This window comes from Paraburkholderia lacunae (assembly GCF_003353175.1).
Lineage (GTDB): Bacteria > Pseudomonadota > Gammaproteobacteria > Burkholderiales > Burkholderiaceae > Paraburkholderia > Paraburkholderia lacunae.
On record NZ_QHKS01000003.1, the window covers coordinates 188,625 to 214,751 of the forward strand.

The 26,127-nt window shown below is 63.4% G+C and carries 25 protein-coding genes; 13 read left to right on the top strand and 12 right to left on the bottom strand.

Annotated features, from left to right (window positions below; translation table 11 throughout):
• Nucleotides 1–86 precede the first annotated feature (86 nt).
• The 10 genes from DLM46_RS05735 (at nucleotide 87) to DLM46_RS05780 (ending at nucleotide 8,053) form a co-directional block, all read left to right on the top strand.
• Nucleotides 87–1,001, top strand: a complete 915-nt coding sequence (locus tag DLM46_RS05735) for a LysR family transcriptional regulator (RefSeq protein WP_115099800.1) — start codon at nucleotides 87–89, stop codon at nucleotides 999–1,001.
• Nucleotides 1,002–1,202: 201 nt separating this feature from the next.
• Nucleotides 1,203–2,066, top strand: a complete 864-nt coding sequence (locus tag DLM46_RS05740; protein ID WP_115099801.1) for an RNA polymerase sigma factor — start codon at nucleotides 1,203–1,205, stop codon at nucleotides 2,064–2,066.
• A complete protein-coding gene (locus DLM46_RS05745; RefSeq protein ID WP_115099802.1) occupies nucleotides 2,056–2,976 on the top strand; it encodes an anti-sigma factor family protein in 921 nt (306 codons plus the stop codon). The genes DLM46_RS05740 and DLM46_RS05745 overlap by 11 nt, the downstream gene beginning before the upstream one ends.
• Before the next feature lie 269 nt (nucleotides 2,977–3,245).
• Complete coding sequence (gene rpsF, locus DLM46_RS05750) at nucleotides 3,246–3,620, top strand: 30S ribosomal protein S6 (RefSeq protein ID WP_006048823.1); 375 nt, start codon at nucleotides 3,246–3,248, stop codon at nucleotides 3,618–3,620.
• A 50-nt stretch (nucleotides 3,621–3,670) separates the two neighbouring features.
• Nucleotides 3,671–3,970 carry a primosomal replication protein N gene (priB, locus tag DLM46_RS05755; protein WP_115099803.1) on the top strand — a complete coding sequence of 100 codons (300 nt, stop codon included), beginning with the start codon at nucleotides 3,671–3,673 and terminating at the stop codon, nucleotides 3,968–3,970.
• A gap of 2 nt (nucleotides 3,971–3,972) precedes the next feature.
• The gene (rpsR, locus tag DLM46_RS05760; protein WP_115099804.1) at nucleotides 3,973–4,248 is read left to right on the top strand and encodes a 30S ribosomal protein S18; all 276 of its coding nucleotides are present in this window, start codon (nucleotides 3,973–3,975) and stop codon (nucleotides 4,246–4,248) included.
• Between the two features lie 27 nt (nucleotides 4,249–4,275).
• Nucleotides 4,276–4,728 carry a 50S ribosomal protein L9 gene (gene rplI, locus DLM46_RS05765; protein ID WP_115099805.1) on the top strand — a complete coding sequence of 151 codons (453 nt, stop codon included), beginning with the start codon at nucleotides 4,276–4,278 and terminating at the stop codon, nucleotides 4,726–4,728.
• A 172-nt stretch (nucleotides 4,729–4,900) separates the two neighbouring features.
• Entirely contained in the window at nucleotides 4,901–6,289 is a 1,389-nt protein-coding gene (locus DLM46_RS05770) for a replicative DNA helicase (RefSeq protein ID WP_115099806.1), read from the top strand.
• 127 nt (nucleotides 6,290–6,416) lie between these two features.
• A complete protein-coding gene (locus tag DLM46_RS05775; RefSeq protein WP_115099807.1) occupies nucleotides 6,417–7,043 on the top strand; it encodes a DUF47 domain-containing protein in 627 nt (208 codons plus the stop codon).
• On the top strand, nucleotides 7,043–8,053 hold the full coding sequence (locus DLM46_RS05780) for an inorganic phosphate transporter (protein WP_115099808.1): 1,011 nt from the start codon (nucleotides 7,043–7,045) through the stop codon (nucleotides 8,051–8,053). Before DLM46_RS05775 ends, DLM46_RS05780 begins: the two co-directional genes overlap by 1 nt.
• A gap of 73 nt (nucleotides 8,054–8,126) precedes the next feature.
• On the opposite strand, the gene DLM46_RS05785 is transcribed toward DLM46_RS05780, so the two are convergent.
• The 12 genes from DLM46_RS05785 to DLM46_RS05845 form a co-directional block, all read right to left on the bottom strand.
• Nucleotides 8,127–8,933 (bottom strand): SDR family oxidoreductase, encoded by an 807-nt coding sequence (locus DLM46_RS05785; protein ID WP_115099809.1) that lies wholly within the window; start codon nucleotides 8,931–8,933, stop codon nucleotides 8,127–8,129.
• A 106-nt stretch (nucleotides 8,934–9,039) separates the two neighbouring features.
• Nucleotides 9,040–10,239: a C40 family peptidase gene (locus DLM46_RS05790; protein ID WP_115099810.1), complete on the bottom strand. Its 1,200-nt coding sequence runs from the start codon at nucleotides 10,237–10,239 to the stop codon at nucleotides 9,040–9,042.
• 202 nt (nucleotides 10,240–10,441) lie between these two features.
• A complete protein-coding gene (locus tag DLM46_RS05795; RefSeq protein WP_115099811.1) occupies nucleotides 10,442–12,325 on the bottom strand; it encodes a PhoH family protein in 1,884 nt (627 codons plus the stop codon).
• Between the two features lie 347 nt (nucleotides 12,326–12,672).
• Nucleotides 12,673–13,134, bottom strand: coding sequence for a peroxiredoxin (locus DLM46_RS05805; protein ID WP_115099812.1), 462 nt, complete (start codon nucleotides 13,132–13,134; stop codon nucleotides 12,673–12,675).
• A gap of 128 nt (nucleotides 13,135–13,262) precedes the next feature.
• A complete protein-coding gene (locus DLM46_RS05810; protein WP_115099813.1) occupies nucleotides 13,263–14,159 on the bottom strand; it encodes a polysaccharide deacetylase family protein in 897 nt (298 codons plus the stop codon).
• 10 nt (nucleotides 14,160–14,169) lie between these two features.
• On the bottom strand, nucleotides 14,170–15,216 hold the full coding sequence (locus DLM46_RS05815) for a bifunctional UDP-4-keto-pentose/UDP-xylose synthase (RefSeq protein WP_115099814.1): 1,047 nt from the start codon (nucleotides 15,214–15,216) through the stop codon (nucleotides 14,170–14,172).
• Nucleotides 15,213–16,148 carry a formyltransferase gene (locus DLM46_RS05820; protein ID WP_115099815.1) on the bottom strand — a complete coding sequence of 312 codons (936 nt, stop codon included), beginning with the start codon at nucleotides 16,146–16,148 and terminating at the stop codon, nucleotides 15,213–15,215. The genes DLM46_RS05815 and DLM46_RS05820 overlap by 4 nt, the downstream gene beginning before the upstream one ends.
• Nucleotides 16,145–17,188, bottom strand: coding sequence for a glycosyltransferase (locus DLM46_RS05825; protein ID WP_115099816.1), 1,044 nt, complete (start codon nucleotides 17,186–17,188; stop codon nucleotides 16,145–16,147). The genes DLM46_RS05820 and DLM46_RS05825 overlap by 4 nt, the downstream gene beginning before the upstream one ends.
• Nucleotides 17,189–17,194: 6 nt before the next feature.
• A complete protein-coding gene (locus DLM46_RS05830; RefSeq protein ID WP_115099817.1) occupies nucleotides 17,195–18,346 on the bottom strand; it encodes a DegT/DnrJ/EryC1/StrS family aminotransferase in 1,152 nt (383 codons plus the stop codon).
• Nucleotides 18,347–18,624: 278 nt separating this feature from the next.
• Nucleotides 18,625–18,996 (bottom strand): SMR family transporter, encoded by a 372-nt coding sequence (locus DLM46_RS05835; RefSeq protein WP_115099818.1) that lies wholly within the window; start codon nucleotides 18,994–18,996, stop codon nucleotides 18,625–18,627.
• A gap of 24 nt (nucleotides 18,997–19,020) precedes the next feature.
• Nucleotides 19,021–20,742, bottom strand: coding sequence for an ArnT family glycosyltransferase (locus DLM46_RS05840; RefSeq protein WP_115099819.1), 1,722 nt, complete (start codon nucleotides 20,740–20,742; stop codon nucleotides 19,021–19,023).
• A gap of 284 nt (nucleotides 20,743–21,026) precedes the next feature.
• Entirely contained in the window at nucleotides 21,027–21,401 is a 375-nt protein-coding gene (locus DLM46_RS05845; RefSeq protein ID WP_115099820.1) for an Mth938-like domain-containing protein, read from the bottom strand.
• A 575-nt stretch (nucleotides 21,402–21,976) separates the two neighbouring features.
• Between DLM46_RS05845 and DLM46_RS05850 the strand changes: the two genes are divergently transcribed.
• From DLM46_RS05850 to thrC, 3 genes are all read left to right on the top strand, one after another.
• On the top strand, nucleotides 21,977–23,224 hold the full coding sequence (locus DLM46_RS05850; protein WP_115099996.1) for a pyridoxal phosphate-dependent aminotransferase: 1,248 nt from the start codon (nucleotides 21,977–21,979) through the stop codon (nucleotides 23,222–23,224).
• A 101-nt stretch (nucleotides 23,225–23,325) separates the two neighbouring features.
• Nucleotides 23,326–24,657 (top strand): homoserine dehydrogenase, encoded by a 1,332-nt coding sequence (locus tag DLM46_RS05855; RefSeq protein WP_115099821.1) that lies wholly within the window; start codon nucleotides 23,326–23,328, stop codon nucleotides 24,655–24,657.
• A gap of 8 nt (nucleotides 24,658–24,665) precedes the next feature.
• Nucleotides 24,666–26,117, top strand: a complete 1,452-nt coding sequence (thrC, locus tag DLM46_RS05860; protein ID WP_115099822.1) for a threonine synthase — start codon at nucleotides 24,666–24,668, stop codon at nucleotides 26,115–26,117.
• Nucleotides 26,118–26,127: the final 10 nt, after the last annotated feature.

Consider the following 26,127-nt stretch of genomic DNA (forward strand, 5'->3'; position numbering starts at 1 on the left):
TAAAGCGCCAACTCCAGTCGACGACGCTCTGCGTGGGACTGGAGTAAGCGCTAAAGCGCTAACTCCAGTCGACACAGGAGACAGAAATGGACCGCTTCAAACAGATCGAAACCTTTGTGCGCGTCGCGGACGCGGGCAGTCTCGCCGCTGCCGCGCTCGAAGAGGGCGTGTCGCCGGTGATTCTCGGCCGCCGCATCGACGCGCTCGAAAAGCGCCTGGGCGTCAAGCTGATGTACCGCTCGACACGGCGCCTCGTGGTCAGCGAGGACGGTGCGGCGTTTCTGGAGCGCTGCCGCGGCTTGCTCACCGAATGGGATCAGGCGGAAAACGAACTGAGCGCGGGGCGGCGCGCGATCAATGGCCATCTGATCGTATCGGCGCCGGCCGCGTTCGGGCGCAAGCACGTTGCGCCGCTCGCGCCGGCCTTTCTCGCCGACAAGCCGGAACTCCAGCTGTCGTTCAATCTGACCGACCGGGTCGTGGATCTGGTGCGCGAGGGCTACGACCTGTCGATCCGCATAGGCGGCGCGGTCGATCCGAATTTCGTCGCGGTGAAGCTGGCGTCGAACCGCCGTGTGGTATGCGGCACGCCGGAATACTTCCGCCAATACGGTAAGCCGAAAACGCTCGAGGACCTGCCGCACCACAACTGCCTCGCGTTCAACCTGCAGGGCGGCCAGAACCGCGGCTGGTACTTCCGACGCAACGGCAAGCTGGCCACGGTGCGGGTGGGCGGCACGCTCGATTGCAACGACGGCGAGCTGCTGCATCGCTGGGTGTCCGAAGGGCTCGGGCTCGGCTGGCGCTCCACGTGGGAAATCCAGCAGCAGCTGGCGCGCGGCGAACTCGAAACCGTGCTCGACGAGTTCGCGTTGCCCGATTACGACATTCTCGCGGTCTATCCGCAGCAGCGTTATGTGCCGGCCAAGGTGCGCTACTTCATCGATTACCTGAAAGAGGTGTACGCCAGCAAGGACTACTGGAACCGCGCGACCTATTAGCGGAGCGGGAGCGTTGGCGGTCTCGGGCGCTCCACGTGAGGCGTGAGCGGTGATCGGCGAGCGCCATCCCATGCCTTTTTCGCGATTTAACGGCCGGGCGGGAATAAACTCGGAGCGCGGCCGGTCTTGTGGTGAGAGACAGTCGTCACGTGTCAGCCAACCTGGTCATATCGCCAGGCCGCAATGCCCTGGAGGGCCGAGGTGGTCCAAACCGATTCACATGCCGTTCGCGCGCGCGACGATGCCGACGCCGACCCCGACGCGATGAGGAGCCGCCGTTTCCAGCAACTGGCGCTACCGCATCTCGACGCGGCGTATAACCTTGCGCGCTGGTTGTGCGGCAACTCCAACGATGCCGACGACGTCGTGCAGGAAGCGTTCATGCGCGCGTTCCGTTTCTTCGACACCTTCCGCGGCGAAACGGCCCGGCCGTGGCTGCTGGCGATCGTGCGGCGCACCTGGTACACGGAATGGCGGCGGCGCGCGTCGTCGCTCGAAGTCGTCGAGTTCGACGACAGCATGGACGACGCCACCTTCGAAGGCTGGAGCGCCGGCGGCGCCGATCCGCAGACGCTGCTGATCCGCGACGAGGACGCGAAGCTCGTGCACGAAGCGCTGGCGCAGTTGCCGGTCGAATACCGCGAGGTGCTGATCCTGCGCGAACTGGAAGAGATGGGCTATCGCGAGATCGCGATGGTGGCCGACGTGCCGATCGGCACGGTGATGTCGCGGCTAGCACGAGGGCGCCGCAAGCTGGCCGCGCTACTGACGGCGCCGCAAGGCGGCGGCCAGCCGGTGTCCGGCGTTCCGGCGTCGGCGCCGTCCGCGCGCGGGGCGCCGCGGCCAGCGCCGCGTGCATGTCAGGCCGATCCGAACGACAGCGCCCGCGGCGCAGGCGAGGGCGGGACCGAGCCGGGCGGGCCGCCACGCGCCGCCATGTCAGCCGCGCGCGCAGCACCGACGGCTTCCGTATCACCGCTCCGGGCGGTCTCCAACGCCCGACCATCCAATGCCCCCGGCGCGAGCGCCGCCGGCCCCACTCAGGAGACGCCAGATGGACTGTAACGAAGCGCGGCCGCTCCTCGATGCGAGCGCCGACCGTGAACTGCCGGCACCGGACGCACTACGGGTCCAGCAACACATCGATGGCTGCGACGCCTGCCGGCGCGAAAGCGAAAGCCTGCGCGCGTTGAGCGAGTCGCTGCGCGCGGCGCCGTATCACCGCGCACCGGACTGGCTGCGCGAGCGGATCGTCGCATCGCTGCCGGCCACGGACGATGCCGCCTTCGCGACTGCGGCCCGCAAGCCGGCGCCGCGCAAACCGCGCTGGCTAGCCAGGCTGCGCGGCTGGCTGGATAGCCAGCGCGGTCCGCAACCCGGCTTGAGCGGGCTGGCGCAGGCGGGCGCTCGGGGGCGTCTTGTCGCGCAAGGCTGGCTGGTGGCGCTGGTCGTCGCCCTATGTGCGGTGGCGGCGGGCGTCACGATGAGTCTGCGCCGTCCGGCGGAGTTTGCGCCGTTCGCCGACGAACTGGTCGAAAGCCATGTACGCGCACAGTTGTCCGGCCACGACATCGATGTGATTTCGACCGACCGGCATACGGTCAAGCCCTGGTTCAACGGCCGGCTCGACTATTCGCCGCCGGTCGAGGATCTGGCCGCGAGCGGTTTCGCGCTGGAGGGCGGGCGGCTCGACTACATTGCGCATCAGCGGGTCGCGGTGCTGGTGTACCGCTATCGCAAGCATGTGATCGACGTGTACGTGTTTCCCGAGGGCGGCGCGGCGGCCGCGAGCCTGCGCGGCAACGGGCCGGCTTCGCCGGCGCCGACCCGCGAAGGCTATGCGATTGCCCACTGGAACGCGGAGGGCATGACGTGGTGGGCGATAACCGACGCCGCGCCCGATGCGTTGAGCGGCCTGGAAACCTCATTGAAGGCGCGTCTGCAAAGCGGCAGCGAGCGCACGGAAGGCGGCTGAATGGGTGGAAAAGGCGGAAAAAGGACCCCAGGATGGACGCTGGAAGGGCGACAGAATGACGGCGGGCGAGCGTCGGACTTGCCGGCCGCCTTGGGCCGCCTTGGGTCACCGTCACCCGCCACCGCCTAAACCCTTGAAAACACACTTGATTCGCGCGCTGCATTAACGGGATATCTTGCAACCCGGCCCCAATCGGGTTAAACTCATTGGCTTCTCACTTGCCACACCGGTTCCGACGCCCGGGTGGCTTTAATCCACAAGGAGTGTGTATGCGTCATTATGAAATCGTCTTTATCGTGCATCCCGATCAGAGCGAGCAAGTGCCCGCCATGATCGAGCGTTACAAGAGCACGATCACGTCGCACGGTGGTCAGATCCATCGCATCGAAGACTGGGGCCGTCGCCAACTGGCCTACATGATCGAGAAACTCGCGAAGGCTCACTACGTCTGCATGAACATCGAATGCGACCAAACCACGCTCGACGAGCTGGAGCACGCATTCAAGTTCAACGACGCTGTTCTGCGTCACCTGATCGTCAAGATGAAGAAGGCCGAAACCGGCCCGTCGCCGATGATGAAGGAAGTGCAGCGCGAAGAAGCCAAGAAGTCGGCCGCTACGCAGCCGTCCGAAGCGCAGGCTTAAGACACACTATTTAAGCTACCAGACCAAGCGTCGTTCTCGCCAAAGGGTACATGAACCGGCTGCAACTCACGGCCAGCGTCGTCGAACGCGAACCGGTGCGGTATACCCCCGCCGGCGTTCCGATTGCAGGCTGCACGTTGCACCACCGTACGGAAGTTGTCGAAGCCGGCATTGCCCGGCAAGTCGAACTGACCATGCCGGCGGTGGCCGCAGGCGAGGCGAGCGGTAAGCTGGAAAGCTGTCCGATGGGCGTGGAAACGCTCTTCACAGGCTTCCTGGCAAAGAAACACCGCAACGCAAGAACTCTGGTATTTCACATCACAGCATTGCAGGACATTGGAAAGGACTGAACATGCCCCGCCCGACTGGTAAGAAATTCGACAAGCGTCGTCAGCAACAAAATCCGCTCTTCAAGCGCAAGAAGTTCTGCCGTTTCACGGCCGCAGGCGTCGAGTACATCGACTACAAGGACATCGATACGCTGAAGGACTTCATCGGCGAAAACGGCAAGATCACGCCGGCGCGTCTCACGGGTACGAAGTCGCATTATCAACGCCAGCTGGATACGGCAATCAAGCGCGCACGTTTCCTCGCGCTGGTGCCGTACACCGACCAGCACAAGGCCTAACCCGACGACGCGATAAGGAGCATCCGAATGCAAATCATTCTTCTGGAAAAAGTCGTCAATCTGGGTAACCTGGGCGATATCGTGAAGGTCAAGGACGGTTACGCGCGTAACTTCCTGATCCCGAACAAGCAAGCTCGCCGCGCAACGAAGGAAGCCCTGGCTGAATTCGAAGTCCGCCGCGCTGAACTCGAAAAGGTCGCCGCTGAAAAGCTGGCTGCCGCTCAAGCTCAAGGCGAAAAGCTGGCAGGCTCGACGGTTCAGATCGGCCAGAAGGCTGGCGTGGACGGCCGTCTGTTCGGCTCGGTGACGAACGCTGACATCGCTGACGCGCTGGTCAAGCAAGGCTTCACGGTTGAAAAGGCGCAAGTGCGTCTGCCGGAAGGTCCGCTGAAGATCGTGGGCGACCATCCGGTGCAAATCTCGCTGCACACCGACGTGCTCGTCGATGTGACGGTGTCGGTGCTGGGCGAACACGTCTAAGCCGACCGCAGCCAGGTATCAGATAGCATCTGCCAGGTTGTTGCTGGCAAAAGGCAGGGGCCGGGTGACCGGCCCCTGCCTTTTTTGTGCCCGGTATTTGTGCCGGTCCGGCTGCAATGAAGTATCGGTTTTTGATTTCCTCCGCGCGCATTTACCCCGATAATTCCTCTCCATGAACGCACCGTCCAAAGATCCCCAACTCGAATCGCTAAAAGTCCCGCCGCATTCGATCGAGGCCGAGCAATCGGTGCTGGGCGGCTTGCTGCTCGATAACGCCGCATGGGACCGTATCGCCGACTTCCTGTCACAGAGCGATTTTTACCGCTACGACCACCGGATCATCTTCGAACACATCGGCAAGCTGATCGCGGCGACGCGTCCGGCCGACGTGATTACGGTCTACGAGGCGCTTGGCACCTCGGGCAAGGCGGATGAGGTCGGCGGTCTTGCCTACCTGAACGCGCTGGCTCAGAACACGCCGAGCGCGGCCAATATTCGTCGTTACGCGGAAATCGTGCGCGATCGCGCGGTGTTGCGCCGTCTCGTGTCGGTGGCCGACGAAATCTCGGCCGACGCATTCAATCCGCAAGGCAAGGAAGTCCGCCAGTTGCTGGACGAGGCGGAGTCGAAAGTGTTTTCGATCGCCGAAGACGGCGCGCGCGGCACTCAGGGCTTCCTGGAAATCGGGCCGCTGCTGACCGAAGTGGTCGAGCGGATCGATACGCTGTATCACACCGCCAATCCGAGCGACGTGACCGGCACGCCGACCGGTTTTGTCGACCTGGACCGGATGACCTCGGGCATGCACGGCGGCGAATTGATCATCGTCGCGGGCCGGCCGTCGATGGGTAAAACGGCGTTTTCGATGAACGTCGGCGAATACGTCGCGGTCGAGTACGGTCTGCCGGTCGCAGTGTTCTCGATGGAAATGCCGGGCACGCAACTTACCATGCGTATGCTCGGATCGGTCGGCCGGCTCGACCAGCACCGCATGCGCACCGGGCGTCTGACCGACGAGGATTGGCCGAAGCTCACGCACGCAGTGCAGAAGATGAGCGAGGCGCAGATTTTCATCGATGAAACCGGCGGTCTGAATCCGATGGAATTGCGCTCGCGCGCGCGCCGGCTGTCGCGCCAGTGCGGCAAGCTGGGCCTGATCATCATCGACTATTTGCAGCTGATGAGCGGTTCGTCGTCGGGCGAGAACCGCGCGACCGAAATCTCGGAAATCTCGCGTTCGTTGAAGAGTCTCGCCAAAGAACTCGATGTGCCGGTGATCGCGTTGTCGCAGCTGAACCGGGGCCTGGAGCAGCGTCCGAACAAGCGGCCGATCATGTCGGACCTGCGCGAATCCGGCGCTATCGAGCAGGACGCGGACGTGATCCTGTTCATCTACCGCGACGAGGTCTACAACCCGGACAGCCCGGACAAGGGTACCGCGGAAATCATCATCGGTAAGCAGCGGAATGGTCCGATCGGGCCTGTTCGCCTCACGTTCCACGGTCAATTCACGAAGTTCGACAATTTTGCCGGTGCGCAGAATTTCTACGGCGGAGAGTGAGGCGAGCAGTAAAGCGATATCGGCACGGGTGTTGTAACGACGCTTTCAAAATCGCGACATCGACCCCGGAACGGTACAATGTGGCAGTTTTATGTCAGCCATTACGTGACCATTTTCCGGGATCCCAATGTTCGGTCGTTTCATGCCCACCGAGGGCAAGTTCTTTGAAAATTTCAATGCGCACGCAAAGTGCATCGTCTCGGCAAGCCGCGAACTCGAGCTGCTGATCGACAATCTGCAGGACGCCGAAACTCATAAGCAAAACGTGCAGAAAGCCGAGAAGGCCGCCGACAAGCTCACGCACGAAACCATCGACCTGCTGCACAAGACTTTCATCACGCCGCTCGACCGCGACGAGATCCACAAGCTGATCACCACGATGGACGACATCCTCGATCTGATGGAGGACGTCGCCACCGCTATCTCGCTGTACGACGTGCAGGCAGTGACCTCGGAAGCGAGCCAGCTGGCACACATCTGCACGGCCACGTCCGAGCGCGTGCAGTTCGCCGTCAGCCTGCTGTCGGACATGAAGCAGGCGAGCCAGATCCTGAAGGCGTGCGAGGAAATCGACCGTCTGGAGTCGGAAGCCGACCGCGTGCTGCGCTCGGCGATGTCCAAGCTGTTCCGCGAAGAAGACAACGTCAAGACGCTGATCAAGCTGAAAGCGATTTACGAACTGCTCGAAACGATCACCGACAAGTGTGAGGACGTAGCGAACATCATCGAAGGCATCGTGCTGGAAAACGCATAATGCAATCGATACAACTCGCTATCTGGGCGGTCGCCGCCCTGGTCGCCGTCGCGCTGATTTTCGACTTCATGAACGGCTTCCACGACGCGGCGAATTCGATCGCCACAGTCGTGTCGACCGGCGTGCTGAAACCGCAACAGGCCGTGGCGTTCGCGGCGGCATTCAATGTCGTCGCGTATTTCGTATTCCATCTGAAAGTGGCGCAGACGGTCGGCAAGGGCACGATCGATCCGGCTATCGTCGACCACTACGTCATTTTCGGCGCACTGGTCGGCGCGATCGGCTGGAACGTCATCACCTGGCATTACGGCATTCCGTCCAGTTCGTCGCACGCGCTGATCGGCGGGCTGGTGGGTGCGGCGCTCGCCAAGTCGGGCTGGGGCTCGCTCAATCTCGACGGGTTGATGAAGACGGTGACCTTCATTTTCATCTCGCCGCTGCTCGGTTTCGTGCTCGGATCGTTCTTCATGCTGGCGGTGTCGTGGGTCTATTTCCGCACGCCGCCGAGCAAGGTCGACCGGCGTTTCCGGCGCTTGCAACTGCTCTCCGCGGGTTTGTACAGCCTTGGCCACGGCGGCAACGATGCGCAGAAAACCATCGGAATCATCTGGATGCTGCTGATCGCGACCGGCTATGCGTCGTCGATTGCCGATGCGCCGCCGTTGTGGGTGATCGGCGGCTGTTATCTGTCGATGGGTATCGGCACACTGTTCGGCGGCTGGCGGATCGTCCGCACGATGGGACAGAAGATCACCAAGCTGAAGCCGGTGGGCGGTTTTTGCGCGGAGTCGGGCGGGGCGATCACGTTGTTTACCGCGTCGTGGCTTGGCATTCCGGTGTCCACCACGCATACGATCACCGGCGCGATCGTCGGTGTCGGCGCTACGCAGAAGCTGAGCGCGGTGCGTTGGGGCGTGGCCGGCAACATTGTCTGGGCGTGGATTCTGACGATTCCGGCCTCCGCAGCGCTCGCCGCGGCAGGCTGGTGGCTTGGCCACCGCTTCCTGTAAGCGCGGCAAAGCTGTCCGCGCTGTAAAAGCTGCGCTGTAAAAGCTGCGCTGTAAAAGCTGTGAAGCGCGCCGCTCAGATCAGCGGCGTGCTGCCTCCATCCATCGGGACAATTGCGCCCGTTACATAGCTCGCACGGCGGCTCGCCAGAAACAGCGCGACGTCGGCGATTTCCTCCGGTTTTGCATAGCGTCCGAGCGGCACTTTCGCTTGGCCGCGCGCCAGTGCGTCCGCGCTGTCGATGCCTTGCCGCGACGCTTCCAGCTTGACCGCTTCTTCGACGCGCTCGGTCAGCGTCGAACCTGGATTGATTGCGTTGATGCGGATGCCGTAGCGCGCATAGTAGTGCGCGAGGCCGACGGTCGCCAGCATCAGCGCTGCATTCGCTGCGCCGCCTGCGATGTGAATATCGCTCGCGATCTTGCCGCCCATACCGATGATATTGACGATCGTGCCGGGCTCCGTGCTTTCCCCGGTCTTTATCCGTTCGGCCATGCGGCGCAGCACTTCCTGCTGCGGGTAGATGTACGGGAAATACTTCGCTTCCATGGTCGCCCGGAAAGCGTCGGCGTCGAGCGCTTCCGGGTCGTAGCGGCGGGCCGCGCCGGCGCTGTTGATCAGCACGTCGATCGGGCCGACCGCGGTGGTGACTTCCTCGACGATATCGGCGGCGCTGTGCGGCTCGTGCAGGTCGGCGCGCGTCCGATGCACGTGCAGGCCTTCCTGGCGCAACTCTTCGTAGGCTCGCGCGAGATTGGCGGGATCGCGCGAGACGATCGCGACTTTGGCGCCTTCGATCGCGAACGCGCGGGCGCACGCGAGTCCGATGCCTTTGCTGCCGCCGGTGATCAGCACCACCTTGTCTTTCAGCCCGAGATCCATTGTCGTCACCCGCTGTCGGAAGAATATCGAAGACGATAGCAGATCGGAGGCGTTGCAGCAGGGACGGGTGCGGAAGATGACCTCTGCCGCTCGTTGCGCGGCGGCGTCAGAAATTGCCGTTCGCGAAGCGGGCGATGGGGTCGTCGGTAGTTTGCGTGGGCGCGGCGACGCCGCGCGAGGCGGTGGAGGCTCGCATGATCTGCACCCCCACATTCGCCTCCGCCTGCCGCGCCTGCTGCGCTTGCCGTACCGCGACCGAGGCGGGCGGGGGGGGGGCGAAGGCATCGGCGGCGGCGTCGATCGCGTCTGGAGCGCGGGCGACGGCGGCAGGCGCAGCGGACGCGCCGGTGCCAGTGCTAGCGGGTGGAGCCGGTACTTCTTGAGCTATCGAATGGGTGTGACCGCTATCCGGCATGCCCGGCTGGGTGGCTTGCACCGGTGTCGGTGCTACTGCGCCTGCTGCGCGCGCCTGCATTTGTGCGGCGCTCATGCCAGGCGGCGGCGGTTCAAACGGATCGGCTTGCGCTGCCAACGGTGCGTTTGGCACTGCGGCCGGCTGGGTTGCCGCGGTCAACGGAGCACGAGGGGCCGCCACAATGCGTGTCGCTTGCTGCGGCGTCGGCGCGCCCGCCGCATAGGTCGGCGGCTGCGGTACCGCTTTCGCTGCCGGCGCCAGGTTTGCCGCAGTGCTCGCGTACGCCGGCGCGGCCCGCTCCTGCGGCGCCGAAGCCTGATAGCCTGGCGTATCGAACGGCGTGGGTGCCGCAGCCGGCGACGCCATGCGCCGAATGCCGTCGAAGCGCTTGGCCCAATACGGATTGGTCAGATAATCGAGCCGCACCGTGCCGCCTGTCGACGGCGCATTGACGAAGCGCAGCTTGCCGACGTAGATGCCGACGTGCGAATGCGGGCGGCCGGTCGTGTTGAAGAAAATCAGATCGCCAGGCGCGATTTCGTCCGGTTCGATCGACTCGCCGCGCCCGCTCATGTCCGCAGTGGTCCGCGGCAGATTCACGGACGCCGCGCGCGACACCACATAGCGAACCAATCCGCTGCAATCGAAGCCGCTATCGGGCGTATTACCACCCCAGCGGTATGGAATGCCGACCAGACTCATCGCCTGAATCGAAATTTCCTCGCGGCCGATGCTGTGATCGACGAAATTCGGGAAGCCCGCCGGCGGCGTGCGATAGGCCCCGTTCGCCACGGTGACCGAGCTGCCGGACTCGCGCGACGTCTTCTGCGGCACACCGGCACAGGCGGCGAGCAGCGAAACGATCAGCAGCGAAAAGGCGAGTCGGCGCATGAAGGCGGGCGAGCGGTAAACGTTCGTTTAAGGGCAGAGGATGTCCGGATGGTAGCCGGTCAAACATGGCTCCGGCAAGAATTCTTGACAAATTACTTGAAGTTCGTGCGCTAAGTGTGGTCCGCCGGGAACGCGCGGGCAAAAAAAACGCGTCCGGGATAAACCGGACGCGGTTTCGAGGGAAGCGCCAAATCGTTGAAACTTAAAGAATTTCCGACGCGTAATCGGCGAGGCGCGAGCGTTCGCCACGCGCCAGCGTCACATGCCCGCTGTGCGCCCAGCCCTTGAAACGGTCGACCACGTAGGTCAGCCCTGAGCTGCCTTCCGTCAGGTATGGCGTGTCGATCTGCGCAATATTGCCGAGGCAGATGATCTTCGTGCCTGGACCGGCGCGCGTGACCAGCGTCTTCATCTGCTTGGGCGTCAGGTTTTGCGCCTCGTCGATGATCAGATACTTGTCCACGAACGTGCGGCCGCGCATGAAGTTCATGCTCTTGACCTTCAGGCGCGAACGGATCAGCTCCTGAGTTGCAGCGCGCCCCCATTCGCCGGCGGCATCGTCGGTTTTCTGCAGCACTTCGAGGTTGTCGTCGAATGCACCCATCCACGGCTGCATCTTTTCCTCTTCTGTACCAGGCAGAAAGCCGATGTCTTCACCGACCGGCACCGTCGCGCGCGTCACGATGATCTCGTTGTAGCGCTTGTCGTCGAGCACCTGCGCGAGACCCGCGGCCAACGCGACCAAAGTCTTGCCGGTACCGGCCTGACCCAGCAGCGTGACGAAGTCGATTTCCGGATTCATCAACAGGTTCAGCGCGAAATTCTGCTCGCGATTGCGCGCCGTGATACCCCACACGTTGTTCTTGTGGTGGCCGTAGTCGCGCAAGGTTTGCAGGAGCGCCGTCTTGCCGTTCAACTCGCGCACCAGCGCATGAAAGGTCGGCTCGCCGTTCTGCGGTTCCAGATAGACGAACTCATTGACCAGCATCGATGCGCACAGCGGACCGGTCACGCGGTAATACGTGGTGCCCGTTTTTGTGTCCTGCCAGCTTTCCATGCCCTTCGCGTGCCGGGTCCAGAAATCCTGTGGCAGCGCGCGAATGCCCGAGAACAGCAGATCGCTGTCCTCAAGCACCTGGTCGTTGAAGTAATCCTCGGCGGGCAGGCCGAGCGCATGCGCCTTGATGCGCATATTGATGTCTTTCGACACCAGCACGACCTGACGGTCCATCCGGTCGCGCTGCAATGCGCGCACGACGCCGAGAATCTGGTTGTCGGCCTTGCCTTCCGGCAGACCTTCAACTGGCTCGATGGCGGTGAGCTTGGTCTGGAAGTATAGACGCCCGGACGCCTCACGGCTGCCCAGACGCGCGAGCGAAATGCCGTCCGACATGCTGCCGGCATTCGCCACCAGCGCGTCCAGCGTGCGGCTCACCTGGCGCGCGTTGCGGGCGACTTCCGACATGCCTTTCTTGTGGTTGTCGAGTTCTTCCAACGTCATCATCGGCAGATAGACGTCGTGTTCCTCGAAACGGAACAGGCAGCTTGGGTCGTGCATCAGCACGTTGGTGTCGAGCACGAACAGCTTCTGGGCTTCGACCTGCTCGGCGGCTGTGCCGCGTTTCTTGCCCGCGCCGCGCGTGCTGTGCGCTACGGCCGCAGGTGCGCTGGCAGCGGGTTGTTTCGCGCTCGGCGTGCGTGCGACAGCCGGCTGCGGCTGCGCAGCGGGCGTAGCGGATTTGGCATGCCCTGCCTCGGCTTGCGGACGGGCGGCAGGAACGGGCTGCAGCAGCGCGGCGGTCTGCTTCGATTTTCGGCCGCCACGCGCCGGCGCGGCTTGCCCGGCAGCGGCGGACGCAGCAGCGGATGCGGACGACGCCGGCACCGGCCGCAACGTGGTTGCGGCATTGGCGGCATGCGCCATCGGTGTGGCGACGTTCGCGCGGCCGTAATCGGCCGACTCCGCGGTGTCCCCTTCGCTCGCCTGTTTCTTCGCGGCGGAGCGCGCCGGCGTGGCGGCTTTGGCCTTGTATTCGTCAGGCGGCAGGAGATTGCCGAGCTTGCTGGGGGGGGTAGGCAAAGGCATGGTTTCCCTCGAGATAATCGGGTCACATATCGTGCGCCGCCTGTCGCATTCTGCCGGTGCCACTGAGTGCGCACGCAGTTTGCGCCCGGAGGCGCGCATTCGGTCTAGAGATGCCGGTTCGCCTGGTCTTCGATCGGCTCCTTAACGGAAGCGCTTGGCCGAGTAAACGAACGGCTGTGCGCAATTAAAAAAGCCGCCGCCCCGGCGTACGGGGCAAGCGGCTCGCCTACGGTTATCGAGTTGCGCCTCACGGCTTCGACGGAACCGGTAAAACGGCCGTGAAGTCTGGCGCAGCTACGGAAAGAATGGGGTGGACAGGCACTCATTGCAACCCAATATAACGCGCCTCAAAGCGCTTGTACAGCCTCCAGAATGTCATCGACATGCCCCGGCACTTTCACGCCGCGCCACTCCTGACGCAGCACGCCTTCGCCGTCGATGAGGAACGTGGAGCGCTCGATTCCCCGTACTTCTTTGCCATACATTTTCTTCATTTTCATGACATTGAAGAGCGTGCACAGCGTTTCTTCCGGATCCGAGATCAACGGGAACGGCAGTTCGAGCTTCGCCTTGAAATTGTCATGCGAGCGCAGGCTGTCGCGCGACACGCCGAGAATTTCCGCGCCGGCTTTCTTGAAGTTCGGATAAAGATCGCGGAATTGCAGGCCTTCGGTCGTGCAGCCCGGCGTGTTGTCCTTCGGATAAAAATACAGCACCACCTTTTTGTCCCGCAACTTGGACAGCGTGATCTCGCCACCGGTAGCGGGGGCGGTGAAGTCGGGGACGGGTTGGTCGACTGCGATGGGCACGAGGTTCTCCAGTTGTTATGGCCGGGTGCCGGATTGCTGCGGCAGCTTCGGCCTGGCATCAAGGCATTCGGGGAGGCCGACCGGTGCGCGGAACATGGACGCGCGGCGCTCGGGTCGGTCAGGGCCGCCTATGATGGCTGGACGATCAACTCGCCGGAGCGGCCTGGAATTTCACCCCATGTAACAGGGTACGATGGCAGCGTGCTGCGGTCTAGCGTGGCGTAGTAGTCGCCCATCGTCGCGAAGCTGTGGCCTTGCGCGCGCCAGCCTTCCAGCAGCTGTTCGAAAATCGGCGCGAGCTTTTGCCCTTCGAGTTCGGCGTGCAGCGTGAACACCTGATCGTGCGGATTGTTTTCAGTGTGCTTCAGCATCCACGCGGCGACGTTGTTCAGGTCGACCCCGTCCACGCCGAGCACTTCGTCGAGGGTCGGCAGCGTGGTGGGCATCTGCACATGCGACAGTTGCCGGCCGTCGACTACCGGCAGATAGGGCGAGTGGCCGCGCCCATCGGACGCGTAGCGCATGCCCCACGCGTCGATCTGTTCGAACGCGTGGCCGTTCATCTGCCAGCCGGCCGCACCGTGCGTGACGGGCGGCGCACCGAAGATCTCGATGAAGCGGTCATGGCTTTTCTGCATCTGCGCCGCGGTCCATGCGCGGTCGCGCGTGCGTACGTTGTCCTGCCAGTACACGTGATCCCACGTATGAATGCCGCATTCGAAGCCGGCTTCGTGAATCGCCCGCATTTCCGCCGACGCCTTCGCGCCGATGTCCGGACCGGGCAGCAGCACCCCGTACATCAGTTGCTTGACGCCATAATGTTCGACCACCGAAGTGCGCGACACCTTCTGCAGGAAGCCCGGCCGCAATACGCGGCGCATCGCCCAACCGGTATGGTCGGGGCCGAGGCTGAAGAGGAAGGTGGCGCGCGCCTTGAAGCGGTCGAAGATACGCGCGAGATTCGGCACGCCTTCGCGGGTGCCGCGCAGCGTGTCGACGTCGATCTTCAGAACGATACGAGGCAAGGCTCAGCCCTTATTGCTGTTCGACGAGCGCGCGTGCTTCGGCGACGTGGCCGCGGTACGCCTCGAAAATCTTGCGCAGCGCTTCGTCGAAGGTCGACTTCGGCGCCCAGCCGAGTTCCTGCATCGTGTTGTCGATCTTCGGCACGCGATTTTGCACGTCCTGGTAGCCCGCACCGTAGTACGCGCCCGACGACGTTTCGACCAGTTGCACCTGCTTGGCCGTCTCCGCGTATTCCGGGAATTCGGCGGCCAGCGTCAGCATCTTGTGCGCGAGCTCGCGCACCGAGAAGTTGTTGGTCGGATTGCCGATGTTGTAGATCTTGCCCGTCGCCACGCCGTTCTTGTTCTCGATGATCTTCATCAGCGCGCCGATGCCGTCGTCGATATCCGTGAACGCACGCTTTTGCGCGCCGCCGTCGACGAGGCTGATGTTCTCGCCGCGCACGATATGGCCGAGGAACTGCGTGACCACGCGCGAGCTGCCTTCCTTCGGCGTGTAGATCGAGTCGAGGCCCGGGCCGATCCAGTTGAACGGACGGAACAGCGTGAAATTCAGGCCTTCCATGCCGTAGCCCCAGATCACGCGGTCCATCAGCTGCTTCGAGCACGCGTAAATCCAGCGCGGCTTGTTGATCGGGCCGTACGACAGTTGCGACTCTTCCGGGTCGAACTGCTCGTCCGTGCACATGCCGTAGACCTCGGACGTGGACGGAAACACGAGATGCTTGCCGTATTTGACGGCCGAACGCACGATCGGCAGATTCGCTTCGAAGTCCAGCTCGAACACGCGCAGCGGCTGCTTCACGTAAGTGGCGGGTGTAGCGATCGCGACCAGCGGCAGAATCACATCGCACTTCTTGATGTGATACTCGACCCACTCCTTGTTGATCGTGATATCGCCTTCAAAGAAGTGCATCCGCTCATGATTGACGAGGTCGCCGAGACGTTCGGTCTGCATGTCCATCCCGAAGACTTCCCAATCGGTCGTTTCGAGAATACGTTTGGACAGGTGATGGCCGATGAAGCCGTTCACACCCAGAATCAGGACTTTTTTCATGAATGACGGGGAGTTTGGATGAGCTGGGAGAATTCGGCCGGGGTGACGACGGTTTCGTTGCCGTCATGCTGGCGCCTCAATTCGTGGATGGCGATCGCGCGGCCGTCGCCGCATATCGCGAAAACGGCATTATCGCTTACGTGCAGGCCCGGGGGCAAATCCGAGCGAAGCGCGCCGGGCGTGGCCAGACGTGCCCGGGCGATGATGAAACGCTGGTCGCCGATATCGGTGAACGCGCCGGGATAGGGCGGCGCGACGGCGCGGATCAGGTTGTAGACCTGCTGCGCCGGCTGCGCCCAGTCGATGCGGCCGTCTTCGGGCTTGCGCCCGCCGTAGTAACTGCCGTGCGCGAGATCGTTCGGCAGATGCGGCGCTTCGCCCGCCAGCAGGGCCGGCAGCACGCGCCAGAGGGTCTGCTCGGCGGCCACGGTGACTTTGTCGAACACTTGCGCGGCGGTGTCGTCGGGCAGGATCGGCACCGGCGTTTGCGCGATGATCGCGCCCGCGTCGGGCTTGGCGGCCATTTCGTGCAGCGTCGCGCCGGTCTCGGTTTCGCCGTTGAGCACCGCCCAGTTGGTCGGCACGCGGCCTCGGTACTTCGGCAGCAGCGAGCCGTGCATGTTGTAGGCGCCCCGGGCGGCGAGCGCCAGCAGGTCGACCGGCAGCATGTGGCGGTAGTAGAACGAGAAAATGAAGTCCGGCCGCGCTGCGCTCACCGAGGCGCGCAGTTCGGCGCTCTTCGGGTCGGCCGGCGTGACGACCGGAATGCCGTGTTCGGCCGCCACCGAGGCGACGCTGCCGAACCAGATGTTTTCGGTCGGGCTGTTTTCGTGGGTAACGACCAGCGCCACGTCGACGCCGCGTGCGAGCAGCACCTGCAGGCAGCGCACGCCGACGTTGTGATACGCGAATACGACTGCGCGCGGTTTCATGGAGTGGGTCCCTGATCGATCAGCGGCGCGGTTTGCACCGCCTGCACAACGGACTGACGCGGCGTTTCGGTGACCATGGCGCCGTCGCGCTGTTCGAGAATCGTCTGCACCAGATAGCGCGGACGCGCGCGCACCTGCTGATAGATCCGCCCGATGTATTCGCCGAGCAGGCCAAGCGCGAAGATGATCACGCCGAGCAGGAAGAAGGTGATGGCGAACAGCGTGAACACACCTTGCACTTCCGCGCCGATGATGAAGCGGCGAATCAGCAGCAGCACGAACAGCGCCGCGGAACCGAGCGACAGAATCACGCCGATGAACGACAGCCATTGCAACGGCACGACCGAGAAGCCGGTGACCAGGTCGAAATTCAGACGGATCAGGCTGTAGAGCGAGTACTTCGATTCGCCGGCAAAACGCTCTTCATGCGCGACTTCGATTTCGACCGGATTCTGCGCGAAGGTGTACGCGAGCGCCGGAATGAAGGTGTTGATCTCGCCGCAGCGATTGATCGTGTCGATGATGTGCCGGCTGTACGCGCGCAGCATGCAGCCCTGGTCGGTCATCTTGATACGCGTGATGCGCTCGCGCAGGCGGTTCATCGCGCGCGATGCCTTGCGGCGCCACAAGCTGTCCTGGCGTTGCAGGCGAATCGTGCCGACGTAGTCGTAGCCTTCGCGCATCTTCGAGACCAGCTTGCCGATTTCTTCAGGCGGATTCTGCAAGTCGGCGTCGAGCGTGATCACGATCGCGCCGCGCGATTGCTCGAAGCCGGCCAGAATCGCCATGTGCTGGCCGTAATTGCCGTTCAGCAGAATCACGCGGGTCGTGTCGGGCCGCGCGCGGAACTGCTCGGCGAGCAGGGCGGCGGATTTGTCGCGGCTGCCGTCGTTGATGAAGATCACTTCATAGCCGGTGCCGAGCGCGTCGAGCGCCGGATAGAGGCGCTCGAACAGCGCGGCCAGCCCGGCTTCCTCGTTGTACACCGGGATGATGATCGACACTTCCGGTGCGACGGCGCCATGTTCCGAATAACTCATGTCCGCTTATTTTCCGTATTGTTCGCAAATTTCATTGACCGCGCGGCAGACCCGCTCCACATCGCCTTCGTTCATCAGTGTGAACAGCGGCAGTGTGACGGTGGTGGAGCCGAAGCGCTCCGCATGCGGGAACATCCCTTCCTTGAAGCCGCGCGCACGGTACAGCGAGAACAGGTGAATCGCCGGGTAGTGCACACCCGAGCCGATGCCGCGTTCTTTCAGCGCGCCCATGAAACCGGCGCGGTCAATCGAGAGTTTCTCGAGCGGCAGCGTGATCTGGAACATGTGCCAGTTGCTGTTTTCGAAGTCGGCAAACGGCAGGCCGATACCCAGCTTCACGGCCGCGCCGCCTTCGAGGCCGGCGAAATAGGCGCGCGCGAGCTTCTTGCGCTGCGCGATGAAGCGCGCCAGATGCGGCAACTGGCCGAGGCCGACGCGCGCGGCGACGTCCGTGAGGTTGTACTTGCCGCCGAGCACGTCGCAGTCCATGCCGTCGAAGCCGGTGCGGGTGATGCCTTGCAGCCGGTACTTCTGCGCGAGAATCGCTTCTGCCTCGTTGTTCAACACCAATGCGCCGCCTTCGATCGAAGTCAGGTTCTTGTTCGCGTGGAAGCTGAACGAGACCAGATCGCCGAGCTTGCCGATCCGCTCGCCCTTCCACGTCGAACCGAATGCTTGCGCGGCGTCTTCGATCACGCGAAGCTTGTGGGCGCGGGCAATTGCGTAGAGGCGGTCCATGTCGACCGGCAGGCCCGACAGGTAAACAGGAATGATCGCCTTGGTGCGCGGCGTGATCGCCTTCTCGAGCAGGTTCAAGTCGATATTGCGGGTGACCGGATCGATGTCGACGAACACCGGCGTCGCGCCGACTTCATAGACCACGTTGCTGGTCGCGACCCACGAGGCGGGCGTGGTGATGACTTCGGCGCCTTCGCCCACGCCGGCAATGCGCAGCCCGATTTCGAGCGTCGCCGTGCCCGAGTTGAACGTGCGCACCGGACGGCCGCCGCAGAATTCGGACAGCGCCGCTTCGAACTTCTGGTTCTGCGGGCCGGTGGTGATCCAGCCGGAGCGGAGCACGTCGGCGACGCCCTGGATCGTTTCTTCATCGATTTCGGGTTTGACAAACGGCAAAAACGGGACTGTTGACTGGCTCATGAATGCTTCGCTCGATTGAAAGGGGCGTAACCAGTGGGCGCGAAATAACGTGTCATGGCGAACGTGCAACTGCAAGCATGCGAACCACGCGCAAACCCAAGGCCACGGCTAAAAAAGGGCGGAACCGCGAAGGATACCGCGGCCAGCCTTACGTTTAGCTTAGCCGGCGCCGCGGCTCGCTTACGGCATCTTTGCTGCAAGCATCCTTGCCGCGTGCGCCGGCGCGGCAATAAACGGTAATAAATCGTGCCCGGCATGCTCCGCCGGCCGCGTGGCGCCTAGCTTCGCGCCAGGATGAACACGCCGATCAGGATGATGCCGATTCCCACCAGCTTCTGCACCGACAGCACTTCGCCGAACAGATACCAGGCCGCGAACGCGTTGACGATGTAACCGAGCGACAGCATCGGATACGCAATCGACACATCCACACGCGACAGTCCGATCACCCACACGGCGACGCTGATCACATAGCACGCCAGTCCGCCGATGATCGGCGGCTGGGTCGCGAGCCGGAAGGCGATGGGCAGGATATTCGCACGTGTGAATTCGAAGTGTCCAACGGCATTCGTTCCGGCTTTGAGCAGCAACTGCGCGCCGGCGTTCAGCGTGACACCAGCGAGAATACAAAAGAGGGAAATCGGGTTCATCGAACGTTCAATCCTGATATGGGGTCATTGTTGTGGTTTTTCTATGGGCGCCATTGCAGTGGGCGCCGCCGCCGGCTTCATCACCACCACACGGCGCGAATCGCGAGCGATGACCTGCATCGGCAGGTGCTGCGCGAGCAGCTTGTCGTAAGTGGACGGCGGGATCAGCGCGAGTGCGTAGCGATCGGCCTTCCAGCGTTCGATCCAGGCATCGACCGACGGCACCCACTTCTGCGGTTCGACGGAAATGCCGAAGGCCAGCTCGTCCGGGTGCTCGACCATGATCATCGTATGGTCGACGTAGAACGGCAGCGTGTGATCGAGCACGCCGACCGAGTAGAACGGCGTATCCGCCGGCAGTCTGGCGATCTCGGCCTTGATCGCGGGCGCGAGCGGCGCGCCGGAGCTCAGCCGCCCGAACACGTCGTGGCCGGTGCCGGCGATCGTGCCGAGCAGCACCCACGCCGCGCCGAAGGTAGCGACGGCGCCAAAGATGCCGGCCCGGCTGCGGCGGTTCAGCCACAACGCCGCCAGCGTCAGCACGAAGGCGACGGCGAGCGCCGCCAGCACCCACGTGCGGTATTCGGCATACAGTTCGGCGGGATTGCGCGCGCTGCCGAAGCGCGTCAGGAACAGCGCGGCGAATGCCGCCACCACCAGAAACAGTGCGTAGCCGGCCAGGTGGCGACGCAGCTGGTCGCGCGTGACGAGCGGCAGATACATGCCGATCAGGAGCGCGATGGCGGGGGCGATCGGCAGCGTGTAGGACAGCAGCTTCGAGTGCGACGCGCTGAAGAACAGGAAGATGAACACTATCCACACCAGCAGCAGCACGACCGGTGCGAAGCCGTTCGGCTGACGCGGCAGGCGCCATGCGTGGCGAATGCTCTGCACGCTGACCGACAGCCACGGCAGGAACCCGACCAGCAGCACCGGCACGAAGTAGTAGAACGGCCCGGGGCGGTTCTGCTCGGGCGTCAGATAGCGTTTGAATTGCTGGACGACGAAGAAGAAGTTCAGGAATTCCGGATTGCGCTGTTGCACCAGCACGAACCAGGGCGTGACGATCACGAAGAACACGATCAGGCCGCCGATCAGGTGCAGGCGTTTCCAGACCGCCCAGTCGCGCGCGATCAGCGTATACAGCACCAGCACCGCGCCCGGCAGGATCACGCCGACGAGGCCCTTGGACAGCACCGCCAGCGCCATCGACGCCCAGCACAGCCACATCCACCCGCGCACGCTGGCGCTCGGCAGGTTGGGGCGCTGCGCAAGCAGCAGCGCGCACAGCGTGAGCTCCATCCAGAGCGACAGGCCCATGTCGAGCGTATTGAAGTGGCCCATCAGGTTCCAGTATGGCGAGGTCGCCAGCACGAGCGCGGCGAACACGCCGGTCGCCGCGTTGAACACGCGCGCGCCGGTGAAGCCGATCAACAGCACGCCGGCGAAGCCCGTCAGCGCGGTGTAAAGCCGCGCCTGCCATTCGCCGATGCCGAACCACGCGAACGTTAGCGCGTTCGCCCAGGTTTGCAGCGGCGGTTTCTCGAAGTACTTGTAGCCGTTGTAGCGCGGCGTGATCCAGTCGCCGGTGACGAACATCTCGCGCGCCATTTCGGCGTAGCGGCCTTCGTCGCTCGGCAGCAGATGGCGCCAGCCGAGCGGCACGAACCAGATTACGGCGAGGGCCAGCAGGAGCAGCAGGATCGCGGTGCGATTGAGCGGTAGCCGGGACGGCGTATCGTTCATGGATTTCAACCTGTTGGGCGACGCCGCGTGGGACGGCGTTGCGATGTTGTTCGGGAATGACGGCTGGTGCTTCAGGGCCGGTGCTTCGGCTGATGGTCCGTGAAAACAGGGCCCCGGGCGACGCTTGCCGACGGGCACCGGCGCGGCATCAATGGCGCGCAGTGTACGTGATCGGCTGTGACGCGGCCAGGGTGTGCGGCGAATCCGGCGGATTGCCGCAGTCTCCATACGTAGCGGGGACCCCCGTGTCGGCACCGCATCCGCTCTGCACTCTTACGGCGCGGTTACGCTTCGATCAGCAACGCGGCCGCAACCTTGCGGCCCTCGGCCATCAGAATGTTGTAGGTGCGGCAGGCGGCCTTGAAGTCCATCGTTTCGACGCCGATGCGTTTGGCGGCGAGCGCGGCGGTCAGGCGCGGATGCGGAAACCGCAGCCGTTCGCCGCTGCCGAACACGACCACCTCGGGCGCGGACTCCACCAGCATGGCGAAGTGCTCCGCGCTCAGTTGATCGAACGAGGAGACGGGCCAGGGGATGACGGGCGCATCCGGCAGCACGAGAACGCTGCCCGAATGGCGTACCAGATTGATTTCGACGTAGTCGGCGCCGTAACCGGTGACGGTGTTCAGGGCGCCGCTGGAATCCTGATGTAATTTCAAATTCGTTTTCCGAAGTCGTCGTGAGACATCATGCGTGTTGGCGGCCCGGCGAGGCGCAAGCCGAACGGGGCGGTTTGACGCGAGTGGGACACGAAGGGGCCGAAAAGGCTTGCCGTTGCGGTTGGTGCATTGCGGAAGTCGGCCAAAATCCGCTAAATTATAGCTTTTTAGCCCGCGAGCGGCGCCCCTCGCTTCATGGGCCGCCTCATGTGCCGCCACGAGCCGCACGCGAGAGCAGGGCGCGGTCGGCTACCCGCCTTGGTTGCACGCGCTGATTTGTTCGTTGTTCCGCTAGGCGGCTCGTTGTTTCGCGCGGTGTTTGCCCAGCGGTCGTCAGGCGTGCGTTCGGCTTGTGTCCCGCGGTTGCCGCCGCGTTTGCCCAGCGGCTTTTCGCTCGGCGGCTTCACCGGCGCAATCCGCCGGTTCTGTGGCCGGATCTGCGCAAAGCCGGCTCAACCCGCTTCTGCCGGCCGTCGCTGGCCGCGCCGCGTCAGGATTCCCCCTATCGGCGGATTTGCCCGGCCCGGCGTTTTTTTGCCCCCGCTTGTTCGCCCAAGCCCATCAATCAGGATGAAGTGCCCGCCGTGAAACAGATTCTCAAATCCAACAAGTTGCTGAACGTCTGCTACGACATTCGCGGGCCCGTCCTCGAACATGCGAAGCGGCTCGAAGAAGAAGGTCATCGCATCATCAAGCTGAACATCGGCAACCTCGCGCCGTTCGGCTTCGACGCGCCGGATGAAATCATTCAGGACATGATCCTGAATCTGCCGGGCTCGTCCGGCTACTCGGATTCCAAGGGCGTGTTCGCCGCGCGCAAGGCGATCATGCATTACACGCAGCAAAAGGGCGTGCACGGCGTCGAACTCGACGACATCTATATCGGCAACGGCGCCTCCGAACTGATCGTGATGGCGATGCAGGGGCTGCTCAACGACGGCGACGAAGTGCTGCTGCCCGCACCGGACTACCCGCTGTGGACCGCGGGCGTGAGCCTGTCGGGTGGCACGCCGGTGCATTACATCTGCGACGAAGCGAACAGCTGGATGCCCGATCTCGACGACATCCGCTCGAAAATCACGCCGAACACGCGTGCGCTCGTGGTCATCAACCCGAACAACCCCACTGGCGCGCTGTATTCGGACGAATTGCTGCTCGGCCTGATCGAGATCGCCCGTCAGCACGGCCTGATCATCTTCGCCGACGAGGTTTACGACAAGATCGTCTACGACGGCAAGTTGCATACGTCGATGGCCGCGTTGTCGGAGGACGTGCTCACCGTCACGTTCAACAGCCTGTCGAAGAGCTACCGTTCATGCGGCTACCGCGCCGGCTGGATGTTCATCTCGGGCCTCACCGGCGAGAACCGCCGTCACGCGAAAGACTACTTCGAAGGGCTCGGCATTCTGGCCTCCATGCGCCTGTGCCCGAACGTGCCCGGCCAGTACGCGATTCAGACCGCGCTCGGCGGCTATCAGAGCATCAACGACCTGATCGTGCCGAACGGCCGCCTGTACAAACAGCGCGAACTCGCGTATGACATGCTGACGGCCATTCCCGGCGTGACCTGCGTGAAGCCCGAAGCGGCGCTCTATATGTTCCCGCGCCTCGACCCGAAGCTGTATCCGATCCATGACGACCAGCAGTTCATTCTCGACCTGCTGCTGGAAGAACGTGTGCTGCTCGTGCAGGGCAGCGGTTTCAACTGGAAGACGCCGGATCACTTCCGCGTCGTATTCCTGCCGAACGTGGACGATCTCGCGGATTCGATCAACCGGATCGCGCGCTTCCTCGACGGCTACCGTAAGCGTCACACAGCCTAGCGCACAATGTGGCGTACGGCGCGACACACACCGCGCCGTACGTGGCGCGCCACACCCGACACCCGTTTCCTTTTAATCATCTACTCGAAAACACACGCTGCATGGAACCGATCAAAGTTGGACTGCTGGGCTTCGGCACGGTAGGCAGCGGCACCTTCACGGTACTGCGCCGCAATCAGGAAGAAATCAAACGCCGCGCGGGCCGCGGTATCGAGATTGCGCGCATCGCCGTTCGCAATCCCGCCAAGGCAACCGCGGCGCTCGGCAGCGTTGCCGGCACCGTGGCGCTGACCGATGATTTCAACGCGGTGGTCGACGATCCGTCGATCGATATCGTGGCGGAAATGATCGGCGGCACCGGCGTGGCGCGCGACCTCGTCCTGCGCGCGATCAACAACCGCAAGCACGTGGTCACGGCCAACAAGGCGCTGCTCGCGGTGCACGGCACGGAGATTTTCGAGGCGGCGCGCGCCAATGGCGTGATGGTGGCGTTCGAAGCGGCGGTGGCGGGCGGCATCCCGATCATCAAGGCGCTGCGCGAAGGGCTTACGGCCAATCGCATTCAGTACATCGCCGGGATCATCAACGGCACGACCAACTACATCCTGTCGGAGATGCGCGACCGCGGTCTGGACTTCGCGACCGCGCTGAAGGCCGCGCAGGAACTGGGCTACGCCGAAGCCGATCCGACTTTCGATATCGAAGGCGTCGACGCCGCGCACAAGGCGACGATCATGAGCGCGATCGCGTTCGGCGTGCCGGTGCAGTTCGACAAGGCTTACGTCGAAGGCATCAGCAAGCTCGCCGCGATCGACATCAAATACGCCGAAGAACTCGGCTATCGCATCAAGCTGCTCGGCATCGCGCGCCGCACCGACAAGGGCATCGAACTGCGCGTGCACCCCACGCTGATCCCGGAAAAGCGTCTGCTGGCAAACGTGGAAGGCGCGATGAATGCGGTCGTCGTGCACGGCGACGCGGTGGGTACGACGCTCTACTACGGCAAGGGCGCGGGCGCGGAGCCGACGGCCTCCGCGGTGGTCGCCGATCTGGTCGACGTGACGCGTCTGCATACAGCCGATCCGGAGCATCGTGTGCCGCATCTGGCGTTCCAGCCGGACCGCCTGTCGAGCACGCCGATCCTTTCGATCGACGAAGTGACGAGCGGGTATTACCTGCGTCTGCGTGTGGCCGACGTGACCGGCGTGCTGGCCGACATCACGCGCATTCTCGCGGACACGGGCATCTCGATCGACGCGCTGTTGCAGAAGGAATCGGAACAGGTCGACGCGAACGGCAAGGGCGAGACCGACATCATCCTGATCACGCACGAAACGGTCGAAAAGAACGTCAACGCCGCGATCAGAACGATCGAAGCGCTGAAGACCGTTGTCTCGCAAGTCACGAAGCTGCGCATGGAAGCGCTCAACTAGGCCGACATATGAACTACCTCTCCACGCGCGGCGCCGGAGCCGGCGAGCGCCATACGTTTTCCGACATCCTGCTGGGCGGTCTCGCGAAAGACGGCGGCCTGTATCTGCCCGCCGAATACCCGCGCGTTTCCGCCGACGAACTGACGCGCTGGCGCACGCTGCCGTACGCAGATCTCGCCTTCGAGATCCTGTCGAAATTCAGTGACGACATTCCGGCCGAAGATCTGCGCGCGCTGACGCGCAAGACCTACACGGCCGAGACGTACTGCAACGTCCGCGACGACGAAAGCGCCGCACAGATCACGCCGCTGAAGACGCTGGGTGTCGAGAACGGCGCGCCGCTGTCGCTGCTCGAACTGTCGAACGGTCCGACGCTCGCGTTCAAGGACATGGCGATGCAACTGATCGGCAACCTGTTCGAGTACGCGCTGGCGCGGCATGGCGACACGCTGAACATTCTCGGCGCGACCTCGGGCGACACCGGCAGCGCGGCCGAATACGCGATGCGCGGCAAGAAGGGCATTCGCGTGTTCATGCTGTCGCCGCACAAGAAGATGAGCGCGTTCCAGACCGCGCAGATGTACAGCTTGCAGGACCCGAACATTTTCAACCTCGCGGTCGAGGGCGTGTTCGATGACTGCCAGGACATCGTCAAGGCGGTGTCGAACGATCACGCGTTCAAGGCGAAGTACAAGATCGGCACGGTCAACTCGATCAACTGGGCGCGCGTCGTGGCTCAGGTCGTGTACTACTTCAAGGGCTACTTTGCCGCGACGAAGTCAAACGACGAGCGCGTGTCGTTCACGGTGCCGTCGGGCAACTTCGGCAATGTTTGCGCGGGTCACATTGCGCGGATGATGGGCTTGCCGATCGAGAAGCTGGTGGTGGCGACGAACGAAAACGACGTGCTGGACGAGTTTTTCCGCACGGGCATTTACCGTGTGCGCAAGTCGGCTGAGACGTATCACACGAGCAGCCCGAGCATGGACATTTCGAAGGCATCGAACTTCGAGCGTTTCGTGTTCGACCTGCTCGGGCGCGATCCGGCGCGGGTGCTGCAACTGTTCCGCGACGTCGAAGAGAAGGGTGGTTTCGACCTGGCGGCGAGCGGCGATTTTGCGCGCGTGAAGGAATTCGGTTTCGTGTCGGGCAGCAGCAGCCACGAAGACCGGGTGGAAGCGATCCGCGATGTATTCGAGCGCTACGACACGATGATCGACACACACACGGCCGACGGTTTGAAGGTTGCGCGTGAACATTTGCAGCCGGGCATTCCGATGGTCGTGCTGGAGACGGCGCAGCCGATCAAGTTTGGCGAAACGATCCGCGAAGCGCTGCTGCGCGAACCGGAGCGTCCGGCCGCCTTTTCGGGTTTGGAGTCGTTGCCGCAGCGTTTCGAGGTGCTGCCGGCGGACGTGCAGCGCGTGAAGGACTTCGTGACGGCGAACGCGGGCGAGTAGACGGGCCACT